Here is a 15,333-nt window from a genome sequence, read left to right as displayed (position 1 = left end):
TTAAAGAAAAGTCCGGCCGGCATCGCGAGGTGCCGGCCGGCATACAAGCTCGTGAATATCGCACTTTCCGCCACACCCGAACGCCGGTTGCGCTTCTCGTCGCAAACGCTCGTCACGGTCGTGTTTCTTGCGCCGTCGCTGTTGCTACTGGCCGTCTTCCTCCTTTATCCGCTCGTGTCCAGTTTGCGGCTGTCGCTGCTCGACTGGAATGGCCTCGGTAACACGGCCCGTTATATCGGGCTCGCGAACTGGGGACGACTCGCGCACGACACGGTGTTCTGGCAATCGCTCAGGAACAACGTGATTCTCGCGGTCGCGTCGATCGTCATCCAGTTGCCGATCGCGCTTGCGCTCGCCGTGCTGCTGGAAAAGGCCGGCCGTGGCTCGCGCGTGCTGAAGGTGCTGTATTTCCTGCCATTGCTGATGTCGAGCGTGGCGATCGGCGTGCTGTTCAAGCAGATCTACGATCCGAATTTCGGTCCGCTCAACGTCGCGCTGCAGGCGTTGGGTCTGGATGGTCTCGCGAAGGACTGGTTGGGCGACCCGCATTTTTCGCTGGGTGCGACCATCGCCGTGATCATCTGGCAGAACGCGCCTTTTTACATGATTCTGTTTCTCGCTGGCCTGTCGTCGATGCCGGCCGAGGTCAACGAGGCCGCGCTGCTCGACGGCGCTTCCGAATGGACCATCTTCTGGCGCATCAAGCTGCCGCATCTGCAAGGCACGGTGCGCACGGCGGTGCTGTTGTCCGTGCTCGGCTCGCTGCGTTACTTCGATCTCGTGTTCGTGATGACCGGTGGTGGCCCTGAAGGCTCGTCCGAAGTGATGGCCACCTACATGTATCGCACGGTGTTCAGTTCGTTTCAGCTTGGGTACGGCAGCACCATTGGCTCGGCGATGTTCCTGATCGTCATCGCGGTGGCGGCGGTATCGATGTACTTCACCCGCCGTTATGCAACCGAGGTCTGAACCATGAACAGGAAACTACGCTTTCCCCGTGTAGGCATTCCGATGCTGGCGTTGATCTGGCTCGGTGTCACGACGATTCCGTTTCTCTTCATGGTCGTGTCGAGCTTCAAGAGCCAGGAAGAGACCTTCACGACGTCCGTATGGGCGCCCCCGAGCCATCTGTATTGGGGCAATTACGCGGCGGTGCTGCAGGGGCCGTTCTTCACGTATCTGCGCAACAGCGTGTTCACGGTGGGCGTGTCGGTGCTGCTGATCGTGATCATCAGTGCGATGGCGGCCTACGTGTTCGCGCGGCTGCGCTTCGCACTGAACAAGCTGCTGTTCGGTCTGGTGGTCGCCGGCATGATCGTGCCGCTGCATGCGACGCTCGTGCCGATCTATCTGCTCACGCGCAACCTGGGTCTTTACGACACCGCGTTCGCGTTGCTCGGCCCCTATGTGGCTCTTAGTCTGCCAGTGTCGATCTTCATCCTGACCGAGTTCATGCGGCAGATTCCGCGCGAGCTCGAAGAAGCGGCGCAGCTCGACGGTTGCAGTCCGTTTCGAATCTTCTGGCGTATTTTCTTCCCGCTTTCGGCACCGGGCCTCGCTACCGTCGCGATCTTCAACGGCATTGGCCTGTGGAACGAGTTCATCTTCGCGTACATGCTCACGTCGACAGCCGCACACCGTACGTTGCCGCTCGCGATCTGGGATTTCATGGGGCAATACGCGTCGAACATACCGTCGATGCTGTCTGTGCTCGTGCTCACGTCGTTGCCGCTGATCGTTGCCTACGCATTCGGTCAGGAGCGCGTGATCAAGGGGATGATGGCCGGCTCGCTGAAGGGCTGACCGGCATCGCCAACCACCTCGAATCGTGCGGGCTGTAGTGGCCCGCGCACACCGAACTTCGCATAGAACGATATGGCAAGCATTTCCCTCTCCAACATCCAGAAGTCGTATACGAGCGGCCACGCGGTGATTCGCGACGCCAACCTGGAAGTCGGCCAGAACGAATTCTGCGTCTTTCTCGGGCCGTCGGGCTGCGGCAAGTCGACGTTGCTGCGCATGATCGCCGGACTCGAATCGATTACGGATGGCGAGTTGCGCATCGATGGTCAACTGATGAACCAGGTCGAGCCCGCGAAGCGCCAGGTCGCGATGGTGTTCCAGAACTACGCGCTCTATCCGCATATGAGCGTGTACGAGAACATGGCGTTCGGTCTGCGTCAGGCGAAAGTCGACAAGGCCACCATCGATAAGAAAGTGCGCAGTGCCGCTGCTGCGCTACAACTGGACAGCTACCTCGAACGCCGCCCAGCCGCGTTATCCGGCGGCCAGCGGCAGCGCGTCGCGATCGGCCGCGCGATCGTGCGTGAACCGGGCGTGTTCCTGTTCGACGAACCGTTGTCGAATCTCGATGCCGCGCTGCGCGTGCAGACCCGTATCGAGATCGCGCGCCTGCATCGCGAGTTTCGCCGCGCGAGCGCGGTCTACGTGACGCACGACCAGATCGAAGCGATGGCGCTCGCCGACAAGATCGTGCTGCTGCATGCCGGCGCCGACATGGAAAAGCACGGCAGCATCGCGCAGATCGGCGCGCCGCTCGATCTGTATCACCGGCCGAAGAGCCGTTTCGTCGCGGGCTTTATCGGCTCGCCGAAGATGAACTTCATGCCGGCCAGCGTGAAGGGCGTCGACGAAAAAGGCATCGAAGTCGAACTGACGACCGGCGAGCGCGTGCGCGCGGCGGTCGATGGCCGCAAGCTGCACGTCGGCTCGTCGATCACGCTCGGCGTGCGGCCGGAGCATCTCGGTTTGCCGTCCGCGCAGCCCGGCGTGCAGACGATCCGCTGCGCGGTGCGTCTGGTCGAACGGATGGGCGAGCACAGCTACGTGCATATCGACGGCGGCGCGCGCGACGGCGGCACGATGATCGCCAAGCTGGCCGGCGACGGTGGCGTGATGCACGACGAGCGCATCGAGCTGACGCTGGCGCCGAACGCATGCCACGTATTCGACGACAAGGATTTCGCGGTGCCTCGCTTGCACTGAGTTCAGCGGGTTGCGTCGCGTCGCGCGCGGCGTAACGAATCACATCACGAGCTAGTACTGGGCTATGACCGGGTCAGGACCGGTCAGGACGACACGCGGCATTACGCGTTGCGTCGGCGTTCGATCGCCTGAACGAATTGCAGATTTCGAAAAAGCATCGAAAACAGCATCGAACCAGCGCGGGGATTGCATTCGATAAAACGTCCCCGTAAGCGCCTCCAAGCAGCGCTTGTGAAGAAAACGAATTTGTCGGCGCATTGCGCGCTTCGTACACCAGGGATAATTAAAAGGAGTTCTCGATGTTGCTTCGCCAAAGTGAAGTTCCGCTTTACCGCAATGCCGCGGCGCCGGTGGAGGAGCGCGTTGCCGACCTGCTGGCGCGTATGACGCTGGACGAAAAAATTGCGCAGCTTCACGCCGCGTGGCTGAAATTGTCGGCCGACGGCAAGCACAAGGCGCGCAGCATCGATTTCGCACAGAGCGCGAACCAGATCACGGTCGACGAGATCCTGCAGCATGGCCTCGGTCAGATCACGCGTCCGCTCGGCACGCACACGGTCGAGCCGAAGGAAGGGGTGCGCGCACTTAATGAATTGCAGCGCAAGATGATCGAAGACACGCGTCTGGGCATTCCGGTGATGGCGCACGAGGAATGCCTGGTCGGGCTGATGATCAAGGACGCAACGCTGTTTCCGTCGCCGCTCAACTATGCGGCGACCTGGAACCCGGGCCTTGTCGGCGAAGTGGGCAGGATCATCGGCGAGCAGGCGCGTTCGATCGGCTGTCATCAGGGGCTCGCGCCGGTGCTCGACGTGTCGCGTGATCCGCGCTGGGGCCGCACCGAGGAAACGCTCGGCGAAGATCCGTATCTGGTCGGCGTGCTCGCGTGTCATTACGTGAAGGGCCTGCAAGGCGAACGGCGCGATCTGCTCGCGACGCTCAAGCATTTCGTCGGTCATTCGGCGAGCGAGGGCGGCCGCAATCACGCGCCCGTGCATGTCGGTCCGCGCGAACTGAACGACGTGTTCATGCTGCCGTTCGAGATGGCAATCAAGCTCGCGAATGCGGGCTCGGTGATGCCGGCGTATCACGATGTCGACGGCGTGCCCTGTCATGGCGACCGCAAGCTGCTGCATGAAACGCTGCGCGAGAAGTGGGGCTTCGACGGTCTCGTCGTCGCCGACTACGCGGGCGTGGATCTGCTGTTCAGCCACCATGCGGTCGCGCGCGACAGCGCATCGGCGGCGGCGCTCGCGTTCAACGCAGGGCTCGACGTCGAACTGCCTGGGCACGAGTGCGCGGTGCATTTGAAAGAAGCGCTCGAACGCAACGAGATCACCGAACAGACGATCGATGCGGCCGTATCGCGCGTGCTGCGTATGAAGTTCCAACTGGGCCTGTTCGAGAATCCGTATGTCGACCCCGAACGCGTCGACGTAAAAAGCGCGGCCGCGGGCGACACCGCGTATCAGGTCGCGCTCGAATCGGCGGTGCTGCTGCGTAACGAAGGCGCGGTGCTGCCGTTGAATGCGAATGGCGCGGAGAAAATCGCGGTGATCGGCCCGACCGCCGACGATCCGCTCGCGCTGCTCGCCGGCTACAGCTTCCCGGTGCATCTGATCAATAGCGGCGAGCAATCGACCGCATCGATTGCGACGCCGCTAAAGGCGCTGCGCGCGTTGCTCGGCAACGATCGCGTGATTCACGCGCAAGGCTGCGACATCATCAAGGAACGCCGCGCGGGCGCACCGGTATTTCCCGGCGACGTGTCGCTCGATCTGAGCGGCGACGCGATTCGTGATGACGCACTGATCAGCAAGGACACCGACAGCATCGCGGCCGCGGTCAACGCCGCGCGGCAAGCGGGCGTGGCGCTCGTGTTCGTCGGCGATCTGGCGGGGCTGTTCCAGTCCGGTACGGTCGGCGAAGGCTCGGATACCGACAGCCTCGATCTGCCGGGCGTGCAGCAGGCCTTGCTCAACGCGGTGGTCGACAGCGGCACGCCGACCGTCGTCGTGATGACCGGTGGCCGGCCGTACAACCTCGGCGGCCTCGAAGACCGGATCGCCGCGCAGATCATCGCGTTCGCGCCGGGCGAGCGCGGCGCCGAAGCACTTGCCGACCTGCTGGTGGGCCGCGCCAATTTCAGCGGCCGTCTGCCGCTGTCGGTGCCGAAGAGCGCCGGTGCCGTGCCGTACGTGTACAACCATCGGCTGAAGAGCGCGGGAACGCCGGTTGCATACCACTTCGGTTGCCGCTATCCATTCGGTTTCGGTCTGGGCTATACGCAATTCCGTTACGACGGTCTCGCGCTCGCGCACAGCGAAGTGCCGCTCGCAAACGGCACGATCGAGCTGAGCTTCACGGTCGATAACACCGGCGCGCGCGACGGCACCGAAGTCGTGCAGATCTATGTACGCGACCGCCATGCGTCGGTGGCGCGTCCGGTGCGCGAGTTGAAGGCGTTTGCGCGGGTGCCGCTGACGGCGGGCGCAGCGGCGCGCGTGCGCGTGAAGCTGCCGGTCGACATGCTGAACTTCACCGACGAACGCGGCGAGCGCATCGTCGAGCCGGGCGATTTCGACGTGCTGGTCGGCAGTTCGAGCCGCGATATCCATCTGGGCGGCACGGTCACGGTAGTGGGCAACGCAACCAGAACGCTGGAACGCGACTGGCGTATGCTCAGCGAAGTCGAGATCCTGCCCTGAGCGGCGGGACGATCAGGAAGGGCGCGGTAATGCGCGTGCGTGGGCATGCGCACGGCTTGCTGCCCTATATGTGGTCCTACTCGTAAAAACTGGAATATCTGATGTCGTACGCAATCTATCCGAGTCTGTCGGACAAAACGGTCGTCGTCACCGGCGGTGGCAGCGGGATCGGCGCCGCGATGGTCGAAGCCTTCGCGCAGCAGGGCGCGCGGGTGTTTTTCCTCGATGTGGCCGAGCACGATTCGCTCGCGTTGCAGGAGGCGCTGCGCGGAGCCAAGCATCCGCCGCTGTTTCGACGCTGCGATCTGCGCAGTGTCGACGCGATTGAAAGCACGTTCGCGGCGATCGTCGATGCGGCGGGTCCGATCGACGTGCTGGTGAACAACGCTGGCAACGACGATCGCCATGAAATCGGCGAACTCACCGCGAACTATTGGGACGAACGCATGGCCGTGAATCTGCGGCATCAGTTCTTCTGCGCGCAGGCCGCCGCGAACGGCATGCGCCGCGCAGGGCGCGGCGTGATCCTGAATCTCGGTTCGGTGTCGTGGCATCTGGCGTTGCCGAATCTTGCGATCTATATGACCGCGAAGGCCGGCATCGAAGGTCTGACGCGCGGTCTCGCGCGCGACCTGGGCGACGTGGGGATTCGCGTGAACTGCATCATCCCCGGTGCGGTGAAAACGCCGCGGCAAATGCAGCTGTGGCAATCGCCCGAGAGCGAGGCGAAGGTCGTTGCGAGTCAATGTCTGCAACTGCGTATCGAGCCCGAGCACGTCGCGCGTATGGCACTGTTCCTCGCGTCCGATGACGCGTCGCGCTGCTCCGGCCGCGATTACTTCGTCGACGCAGGGTGGTACGGAGAATGAGCATGCCGGTTCCCGAATGCGTATGGCCGGTGGGCGCCGAGCTTGCCGAAGGGCCGCTGTGGCAGGCCGCGGAAAACGCGGTGTATTTCGTCGATATCAAGGGGCGGCGGATTCATCGGTTGAGCGTGGCGACGGGCGAGCAACAGAGCTGGCAGGCGCCGGACCAGCCAGGCTTTATCGTGCCGCTCGGCGACAAACTGTTCGTCTGCGGCCTGCCCGGCGGCCTGTATCGCTTCGACGCGACGAGCGGGCAGTTCAGCAAGCTCGTCGACGTCGAGCCGCATCTGCCGGGCAACCGGCTCAACGATGGCTTCGTCGATGCGCGCGGGCGCCTCTGGTTCGGCTCGATGGATGATGCCGAGCAGGCACCGAGCGGCACGCTGTATCGCGTGAACGAAAGCGGCGCGGCGCTCGCGCAGGACGACGATTACGTGATCACGAACGGCCCGGCGATGAGCCCGGATGGCCGCACGCTCTATCACAACGACACGATGCGCCGGGTCGTCTACGCATTCGATGTCGCCGACGACGGCACGTTGTCGGGCAAGCGCATCTTCGCCGCGATTTCAGGAGACGGTCACCCTGACGGCATGGCGGTCGACGCCGAAGGCTTCCTGTGGGTCGCGCTGTTCGGCGGCTGGCGGATCGAGCGTTACTCGCCGGCAGGCGAACTGGTCGATCAGGTGCCGTTGCCGTGCGCGAATGTGACGAAGCTCGCGTTCGGCGGCGACGATCTGCAAACCGTGTACGTATCGACCGCATGGAAGGGGCTGACGGCGATCGAGCGGCAGCATCAGCCGCAGGCGGGCGGGCTCTTCATGTTCCGCGCGCCGGTGCCGGGGCAGCCGCAGGCACGCTGCACGGTCGGCTTCGCGCGCTAACTCTTGCGCTAACGATACAGGCCGCGGCAACACGAAACCGCGCGGCATGTGCGGACCTCGCGTGCGGATATCGCCGCGGTCGCCCCACATGGTCGCCCCGCAAGGTGCGGCCAGCTATCATGTGCGTTCCGTGACTTCCGCGCATTTGCACCGATCCCCACCATGACGTCCAGGCCGCCCGTCCCGCCCCCGCCTGTTCCACCCCGTATGTCCGACGTTGCCGAACGCGCGGGCGTTTCGAAGATGACCGTGTCGCGCGTGCTGGCGGGACGCAACGTATCGCAGGCGACCCGCGAGCGGGTCCAGAAGGTGATCGACGAACTCGGCTATGTCGCGGACGCGGCGGCGGGCGCGCTGTCCTCGGGCCGCTCGGAATTCGTCGCGGTGCTGGTGCCGTCGCTGTCCAGCTCGAACTTCTCCGACACGGTACGCGGACTGAACGCCGCGCTGACCCCACACGGTTTGCAACTGCTGCTCGGCGACACCGACTACCGTCTCGAGCAGGAGGAAGCGCTGGTGCGCTCGATGCTGCGCCATCAACCGCGCTGCGTCGCGCTGACCGGCAGCCGGCATACCGAAGCGACCCGCACGCTATTGCAGCGCGCCGGCATTCCGGTCGTCGAGATGTGGGACCTGCCCAGCGATCCGATCGATACGGTGGTCGGCTTTTCGAACTCGGCGGCGGCGCGCGCGATGGTCCGACATCTGCATGAGCGCGGTTATCGACGGATCGGTTTTATCGCCGGCGCGAGCGAGCGCGATCGGCGCGGCTACGACCGGATGCGCGGCTACCTCGCGGAAATGAAGGCGCTGGGCCTAGGCGAACCGCGCGTGATCCGGCTCGGCGATTCGCCGATCACGATGAGTCATGGCGCGCCGGCGATCGCTGCATTGCTCGACACATGGCCCGATACCGACGCGGTGATGTGCGTGAGCGACATGTCGGCGTTCGGCGCGATCATGGAGTGTCACCGGCGCGGCTTGTCGGTGCCGGACGACATCGCGGTTGCCGGCTTCGGCAACTTCGAGGTGTCGTGGTGCTGCCAGCCCAAGATTACGACGGTGTCGGTGGATGCCTACGGTATCGGTAAGCGGGCCGGCGAAACGCTGCTTGCCGCGCTTGCCGATCGCGAAAACGGCGACACGCAGCGCCGCAAGCCGGTCAAGATCGACTTCACGGTGATTCCGCGAGAAAGCGCGTAACGAGCTGATGTGCGTCGCGTCGCTCAGGCAATCGTTTCGACGAGTTGACCGAGGCGGCGAATCGCCATTTCCATGTCGTGATCGAATGGCTTCGGGCAACTCACGCGAATAAAAGAGTCGAACAGATTCGAATTGGAAAAGATGCTGCCGGGAGCCACGCGTATGCCTTGCGTGAGCGCCGCTTCGAAAAGCTTTTCCGAGCTCACGCCTTCGGGCAGCCCAACCCACAGCAACATGCCGCCGTCGGGTGGGCTTAAACGCGTGTCTCGCGGGAAATAGCGCGCAATCGCATCGCACATGTCGTCGCGTTGGCCACGCAAGCGTTCCCGAAAACGATGCAAGTGCCGGTCGAATTCACCGCTGTCGATGAATTCGGCTGCAACGAGTTGCGGGAGTGTGTCGCTAAGCCGGCTTTGCGCGAATTTCAGCATCTTCACGCGATGGTGCCAGCGGCCCGCCGATATCCAGCCCAGGCGAATGCCGGGCGCGAAGACCTTGCTGAGCGTCGGGCAATAGATGACGTTGCCGTCGCGATCCCACGACTTGATTGGCCGCGCTGCGTCGGCCGGTTCGACGAGGTCGCGATAAGGATCGTCTTCGATAATGACAATGCCGTGCCGCGCGCACAGTTTGACGAGGTCTGCCTTGCGTTCGTTCGGCATCACGCTGCCGAGCGGATTCTGCAGATGCGGTACGACGACCAATGCCTTGACCGTGTCATACGCGCTCAACGCTACGTCGAGTGCTTCGAGCGAAATGCCGGTCGTGGGACTCGTGGGGATTTCGAGCGCGCGCAGGCCGAGGCTCTCCAGAATCTGCAGCAAGCCGAAGAATGCGGGCGATTCGATGGCGATGGTGTCGCCAGGTTGCGCCACTGCACGCAGCGCGAGATTTACCGCGTCGATCCCGCCCGACGTCACGATCAGTTCGTCGGGCGACACCACGACGTCATAGGAGAGCGCGCGTTTTGCCATCGCCTGGCGGAATTCCATTGCGCCGCCAGGTGCGCCCGCTTCGGTCAGCAGCGTGGGACGCCGTCGCAACAGGCGCATCGTCAGCGCTTGCAGGCGGGACGTGGGATAGAACTGCGCGTTGGCGGTTGCGCCGCCGAGATTCAGTGCGTCGGGAAACGCATGCGAACGCTCGATCACGCGCGAAATGGTTTCGTGCAAACCCACGAATTGCGCGCCGGGCGGCAACGCGTTGACCGCGGGTTCCTGAACGCTCGCCAGCTTCGATACGACGGGCCGCCGCACGAAGTAACCCGCGCGTGGTTTCGCCAGCAGCCAGCCGGCGTCTTCCAGACGCCGAAGCGTCTGAAGCGCGGTCGACAGGCTGACGCGATGCTGCTTCATGAATGCGCGCACGGACGGCATGCGGTCGCCCGGCGCCAGCGTTCCCGCTTGAATGACGCGGCGATAGTGTTCGGCGAGGCGCTCATAAAGCGGCTCGTCGGGCATCGGCAGATTGGTGCGAGGGTCGTCGTTGGAAAGCGGCATTTCGTTGATCGTGCTCGAAAGCGTGCGCAGTCGCCAGATACAGTCAGCGCGGATTTCGACCGGAACAATCGGCAATTCGCTCTGCCTGTTGCGCAACAGAATGTGCGGCGTTGAGTCTGTCGCACGGTCGCTCCTGACGGGTACGCTTGAATGCATGCCACGTATCGGAAGACGACCCAAATGGAACAGCAACAGCGGCGGTACCATCCTAAACAGCTCCACATTCTGCGCCTGAAGCGGGGCAGCGCCATCGTGGCGCTGGATGGGCGTTTGAAAATTCGCTATCGGGATGGCTCGTTGGACTGGCTTGCCGATTCAGTGCCGGTTGTATCGCGTTTGCTGGAAGAAGGGGATTGTCACGTTTTTCCTCGTGGCGGTTATGTGGAGATTTACGCTCCGGGTGTGACTGCCGTGACCGGCCTGGTGTTGCCACCGTCACCTGCGAAATCGTGGGTAGCAGTTATCGTGCGGTTTCTTTCGCGGGACGTGTTGCGGCTCAAACGGCGCAATACGGCGAGGGCTGGGAGCAACGGCTTGTCCATGCCCGAATGACTGGTGTTTTATAGCGGTGGTGAACGACGGCAAATCGAATCGGTATCAGCGCGAGTTGAGCAACTTGTTAGCTTCGCGTAACACGTCGATCACGCCGAAACTCATGACGAGTCCAGCTTCGTCGAGCGCGTTCAGATCCCACCAGCGAGCATCGAGCGCGTCGTCGCCCGCTAGCGGTTCGCCAGCTATCCAGCGGCATAACACGGCGATCAGCACGAAGTGGTGGCGCAAATTGCCCGCTTCGTCGGCGTCGAGCACGTCGACCGCGGTGAATATCTTCACGGCTTCGGTCGTGATCGCGGTTTCCTCGTGAATTTCGCGTGTGGCTGCCGCCGTGATCGATTCGCCGCGATTGATCTTGCCGCCTGGAAAACCCCACAAGCCGGCATCAGGCGGATTGCGGCGGCGGACCAGCAACACTTGATCGTTTCTGAGGACCACGCCGATGGTTGCCGCGACGGGGCCGTGTTGCCGATCTTTTAGCGCGGGTTTGTTAATCGCCGGATCCATTCCAACCTCATGGGGACGAGGCCTACGAGTTGTAGGTGCAACGTTGAGTTCACGCTTGTTGCCGGCGTTCCCGAAGATCAAAAAGCCGACGCTAACGCGATCGCCTCGGCTTTCCCGCGCTCGATCGTTTCCGGCGCTCTCGCGTCCCACGTGTGTTCGATCACGAGGCTTTTGACGTCCTCCACGCCAATGAACTTCAGCCAGAATGCGAGGTAATCCGCCTGATATTTGAAGCCGGGATTGCCGATGCTCGTGACCGTATCGTCGCTTTGTCCGCGAACGTGAATGACCAGCGCCCGCGGAATCTTCAGCATCGGACCGTATGCCTTGCCGTCGAAAGTGAACAGCTTGTTCCGCTGACTGACCAGATCGATCAACTGTTTGAGCTTGTACGGATAGCCGAAATTCCACATCGGCACACCGATGACGATCCGGTCCGCTTCCCGAAAGCGCGCCACAAGGGACTCTATTCGAAGCCATGCCGACAGTTCGCTGCTATCGAGAGGATCTTTCGACACACCTTTGTACTTTGCACCGATTGTGTCGCTGTCGAATTCGGGCAGATCTTCTTCCCAGACGTTTAGCGTATCGACTTCGACCGAATTGACGGTGTTGCCGTACGCGGCGATAAAGGCACTGGCAACGGCGATCGACGCGGACTTCTCACCGCGAGGGGAAGAGACGACGTTCAAGAGACGCATGATGTGCGATTCAGCGAGAGAGTGGCAGAAGCAGGTGTAGCGGGCAATGAGTTCATTGAGAACGCAATTGCCCGCCGGTATTCAGACCGTGGCTGGGTCCAGTTTGTCGATGTCGATGCTGTAGCGCGTAATCGCATCGCTGACTCGCTGACGCGCAATGGTCCCGTCATCGGCGAGTGCCTTCAGCGCAGCGAGCACGATGAAATGTCTGTCCACTTCAAAGAATGTGCGCAGCGATTCGCGCGTGTCGGAACGCCCGAATCCATCGGTGCCCAACGCAGTGAAGCGGCGATCGTCGACGAATGGGCGGATCTGGTCGCCGACGATCTTCATATAGTCGGTCGCCACGACCACTGGACCCGGCCGACCGTGCAGGCATTGCTGGACGTACGGGATACGCGGCTCGTCTTCGGGGTGCAGCATGTTCCATCGCTCGGCGGCCAGGCCGTCGCGGCGAAGTTCGGTCAGGCTCGTGGCGCTCCAGACGTCGCTGGAAATCGCGAAATCCTGCTGCAGTAGTTCAGCCGCTGCAATCACTTCGCGCAGAATCGCGCCGCTGCCCATTAGCTGTACGTGCGGATGGCTCGTGTCGCTGCGTACTTCATCCGATGCTGCATTCGGCAGCCTGTAAAGCCCCTTCAGAATGCCGGCCTCGGCATCGGGTGGAAGCTCCGGGTGACTGTAGTTCTCGTTGAGCAGCGTGATGTAGTAGTAGATGTCTTCCTGCTCCACGTACATGCGGCGCAAGCCGTCCTGGACGATGACCGCGAGCTCGTATGAGAAGGTCGGATCGTATGACACGCAATTAGGGATCACCGACGACAGCACGTGGCTGTGGCCGTCGTCGTGTTGCAGGCCCTCGCCCATCAGCGTGGTGCGTCCGGAAGTGGCACCGAGCAGAAAACCGCGCGTGCGCGCGTCGCCGGCCGCCCACGCAAGATCGCCGATACGCTGCAGACCGAACATCGAATAGAAGATGTAGAACGGGATCGTCGGTAGCGCATGATTGGCGTACGCGGTGCCGGCTGCGATCCACGATGCGAACGCGCCCGATTCGTTGATCCCTTCCTGCAAGATCTGGCCGTCCGTTGCCTCCTTGTAATAGCTCAACTGGCCAGCGTCCTGCGGCGTATACAGTTGTCCCACCGGCGAATGAATGCCGATCTGGCGAAACAATCCTTCCATGCCGAAAGTGCGGGACTCGTCCGGCACGATGGGAACCACCAGCTTGCCCAGGTTCGGGTCCTTTAGAAGCGTGCTGAGAATACGCACGAATACCATCGTGGTGGAGGCGCCTCGGTCACCGCTGTCCTTCAACTGCGTGGCAAACGTCGTCAGCGGCGGAACAGGCAGTTGCGGCACGTCGGTGAAGCGTGCGGGAATATGACCACCGAGCCGCGCCCGACACTGCGCGAAATAACGCGCCTCGTCGCTGTCAGGCTCGGGTTTCAGATACGGCATCTCGTCGAGTTGAGCGTCGGTGACAGGCAGATCGAACCGGTCGCGGAAAGCACGCACGGCATCAGCACTCATTTTCTTCAACTGATGGTTGATGTTCTGACCTTCGCCTGCCTCTCCCATGCCGAAGCCTTTGACTGTCTTCGCGAGTACGACGGTTGGGCGCCCCTGTGTGCGCATCGCCTGTGCATAGGCTGCATGAACCTTCTCCGGATCGTGACCGCCGCGCGCGAGCTTCCAGATGTCATCGTCGGATAGATCGGCGACCAGTTCGAGCAGCTCGGGATATTTGCCGAAGAAATGCTCGCGAACGTAGGCACCATTCTGCGACTTGAAGGTTTGATAGTCGCCGTCCACGCATTCCATCATGCGCCGGTGCAGCAGGCCAGTGCGGTCGCGTTGCAGCAGCGCGTCCCACCCGCTTCCCCAGACGACTTTGATCACGTTCCAGCCGGCGGCGCGAAACGTACCCTCCAATTCCTGGATCACCTTGCTATTGCCGCGCACCGGGCCGTCGAGCCGTTGCAGGTTGCAGTTGATCACGAAGATCAGATTGTCGAGCCGCTCGCGGCCGCCGAGTGAAATCGCCGCGAGCGATTCCGGCTGGTCCATTTCGCCGTCGCCGAGAAAGGCCCACACTTTACGACCCTGATGCTCCTTGAGCCCCCGGTATTCGAGGTAGCGCATGAAGCGCGCCTGGTAGGCGGCCGTCAACGGCCCGAGTCCCATCGATACCGTTGGAAACTGCCAGAAATCAGGCATCAAGCGCGGATGTGGATACGACGACAGGCCATCGCGGCCCGCTTCGCGGCGGAAATTATCCAGCTGCGCTTCAGTGATGCGGCCTTCGAGATAGGCTCTGCCATAGATACCGGGTGCGGAATGCCCCTGTATGTAGACGAGGTCGCCCGCGAATTGGTCTGTGCGGCCGCGAAAGAAATGATCGAATCCGACATCGTACAGAACCGCGGCGGACGCATACGTTGCGATATGGCCGCCGACATTCGAATGCTTGCCCGCGCGTAGCACCATGACCATCGCGTTCCAGCGGATGTAGGCGTTCAGACGGCGCTCGATGCGCAGGTCGCCGGGATATGCCGGTTGTCGTTCGAGGCCGATGGTGTTGACATAGGCGGTGGTCACGCGGCCGTGCATATCGCCATGCTGTGCCGCGTCCCGATCGACGAGCTGATCTATCAGATAGTGCGCGCGCGGACGTCCTTCCATAGCCACGACCGCTTCCATTGCCTCCAGCCATTCCCGGGTTTCCTGCGGATCGACATCGATGGGTTCAAGGGTGGAATTCATTGGCGCATCTCCAGAACAGGTAGCGGATGGATCTCTTGCACGGACTACGGCAAAACGATGGATGTCCACGCAAATCGTATGCATCAATTGCAATTGCAATCGTTGTGGCGGCCATTGTAGCTTCATGGAGTAGAATTGCAACTGCAATTACTTCGAGGAGTGTTCCGATATGTCCAGAGATGAGCCTGATCTGTGGTTCTCGTTTGTACGCGCGCACCGGCTGATGATTCGGGAAGTCGAGAGGCGGCTGGCGGAGGGCGGTTTGCCTATCTATGCGTGGTATGACTTGCTGTGGGGACTGGAAAGCGGTCCGGGCGGCACGCGGCGAATGCACGAACTGGCGGATGTGCTGGCCATCGAGCGCTATAACCTCACGAGGCTGGTCGATCGGCTGGAGGAAGAAGGGCTCGTCACCCGTGCCCGTTCCGCTGACGATGGGCGTGCGGCTTACGCATCGATTACCGCCAAGGGACGCACGCTGCGCAAGAAAATGTGGAAGGTCTATGAATCTACCGTGGCCGAATTGTTCCTTGCGCAATTCGATGCGGATGGAAGGCGCGTGTTCGCGCAAGCACTCGATCGGGCAGGTGCCGCCGCGCGCGAATCGGCTTCGTCCAAATGAGGCCCGCCGCTCGCGT

13 protein-coding genes are annotated in these 15,333 nt (G+C 62.3%); 9 read left to right on the top strand and 4 right to left on the bottom strand.

Features of this window, described 5'->3' with window-relative positions:
• Positions 1 to 51: 51 nt before the first annotated feature.
• From L0U82_RS33560 to L0U82_RS33530, 7 genes are all read left to right on the top strand, one after another.
• Positions 52 to 969 carry a carbohydrate ABC transporter permease gene (locus L0U82_RS33560; RefSeq protein ID WP_233837906.1) on the top strand — a complete coding sequence of 306 codons (918 nt, stop codon included), beginning with the start codon at positions 52 to 54 and terminating at the stop codon, positions 967 to 969.
• A 3-nt stretch (positions 970 to 972) separates the two neighbouring features.
• Entirely contained in the window at positions 973 to 1,803 is an 831-nt protein-coding gene (locus L0U82_RS33555; protein WP_233837904.1) for a carbohydrate ABC transporter permease, read from the top strand.
• Between the two features lie 72 nt (positions 1,804 to 1,875).
• Positions 1,876 to 3,006 carry an ABC transporter ATP-binding protein gene (locus tag L0U82_RS33550; protein ID WP_233837895.1) on the top strand — a complete coding sequence of 377 codons (1,131 nt, stop codon included), beginning with the start codon at positions 1,876 to 1,878 and terminating at the stop codon, positions 3,004 to 3,006.
• A gap of 299 nt (positions 3,007 to 3,305) precedes the next feature.
• Entirely contained in the window at positions 3,306 to 5,714 is a 2,409-nt protein-coding gene (locus tag L0U82_RS33545) for a glycoside hydrolase family 3 N-terminal domain-containing protein (protein ID WP_233837893.1), read from the top strand.
• Positions 5,715 to 5,815: 101 nt separating this feature from the next.
• The gene (locus tag L0U82_RS33540; protein ID WP_233837891.1) at positions 5,816 to 6,583 is read left to right on the top strand and encodes an SDR family NAD(P)-dependent oxidoreductase; all 768 of its coding nucleotides are present in this window, start codon (positions 5,816 to 5,818) and stop codon (positions 6,581 to 6,583) included.
• The gene (locus L0U82_RS33535; protein WP_233837889.1) at positions 6,580 to 7,464 is read left to right on the top strand and encodes an SMP-30/gluconolactonase/LRE family protein; all 885 of its coding nucleotides are present in this window, start codon (positions 6,580 to 6,582) and stop codon (positions 7,462 to 7,464) included. Before L0U82_RS33540 ends, L0U82_RS33535 begins: the two co-directional genes overlap by 4 nt.
• Positions 7,465 to 7,671: 207 nt before the next feature.
• Positions 7,672 to 8,667 (top strand): LacI family DNA-binding transcriptional regulator, encoded by a 996-nt coding sequence (locus L0U82_RS33530; RefSeq protein WP_233837887.1) that lies wholly within the window; start codon positions 7,672 to 7,674, stop codon positions 8,665 to 8,667.
• A gap of 23 nt (positions 8,668 to 8,690) precedes the next feature.
• On the opposite strand, the gene L0U82_RS33525 is transcribed toward L0U82_RS33530, so the two are convergent.
• Positions 8,691 to 10,166 carry an aminotransferase-like domain-containing protein gene (locus L0U82_RS33525; protein WP_233837885.1) on the bottom strand — a complete coding sequence of 492 codons (1,476 nt, stop codon included), beginning with the start codon at positions 10,164 to 10,166 and terminating at the stop codon, positions 8,691 to 8,693.
• Positions 10,167 to 10,346: 180 nt separating this feature from the next.
• Here L0U82_RS33525 and L0U82_RS33520 point away from each other — a divergent pair, with 180 nt between their 5' ends.
• Positions 10,347 to 10,718, top strand: a complete 372-nt coding sequence (locus L0U82_RS33520; RefSeq protein WP_233837883.1) for a hypothetical protein — start codon at positions 10,347 to 10,349, stop codon at positions 10,716 to 10,718.
• Between the two features lie 45 nt (positions 10,719 to 10,763).
• On the opposite strand, the gene L0U82_RS33515 is transcribed toward L0U82_RS33520, so the two are convergent.
• The 3 genes from L0U82_RS33515 to aceE form a co-directional block, all read right to left on the bottom strand.
• The gene (locus L0U82_RS33515; RefSeq protein ID WP_233837881.1) at positions 10,764 to 11,228 is read right to left on the bottom strand and encodes an NUDIX hydrolase; all 465 of its coding nucleotides are present in this window, start codon (positions 11,226 to 11,228) and stop codon (positions 10,764 to 10,766) included.
• Between the two features lie 77 nt (positions 11,229 to 11,305).
• Positions 11,306 to 11,929, bottom strand: coding sequence for an FMN-dependent NADH-azoreductase (locus L0U82_RS33510; RefSeq protein WP_233837878.1), 624 nt, complete (start codon positions 11,927 to 11,929; stop codon positions 11,306 to 11,308).
• 81 nt (positions 11,930 to 12,010) lie between these two features.
• Entirely contained in the window at positions 12,011 to 14,695 is a 2,685-nt protein-coding gene (gene aceE, locus L0U82_RS33505) for a pyruvate dehydrogenase (acetyl-transferring), homodimeric type (protein WP_233837876.1), read from the bottom strand.
• Between the two features lie 169 nt (positions 14,696 to 14,864).
• Between aceE and L0U82_RS33500 the strand changes: the two genes are divergently transcribed.
• Positions 14,865 to 15,317, top strand: coding sequence for a MarR family winged helix-turn-helix transcriptional regulator (locus L0U82_RS33500; protein WP_233837875.1), 453 nt, complete (start codon positions 14,865 to 14,867; stop codon positions 15,315 to 15,317).
• Positions 15,318 to 15,333 lie beyond the last annotated feature (16 nt).

This window comes from Paraburkholderia sp. ZP32-5 (assembly GCF_021390495.1).
Lineage (GTDB): Bacteria > Pseudomonadota > Gammaproteobacteria > Burkholderiales > Burkholderiaceae > Paraburkholderia.
The sequence above is the reverse complement of the archived record's forward strand: the minus strand, read 5'-3'. Positions and strand labels throughout refer to the sequence as shown.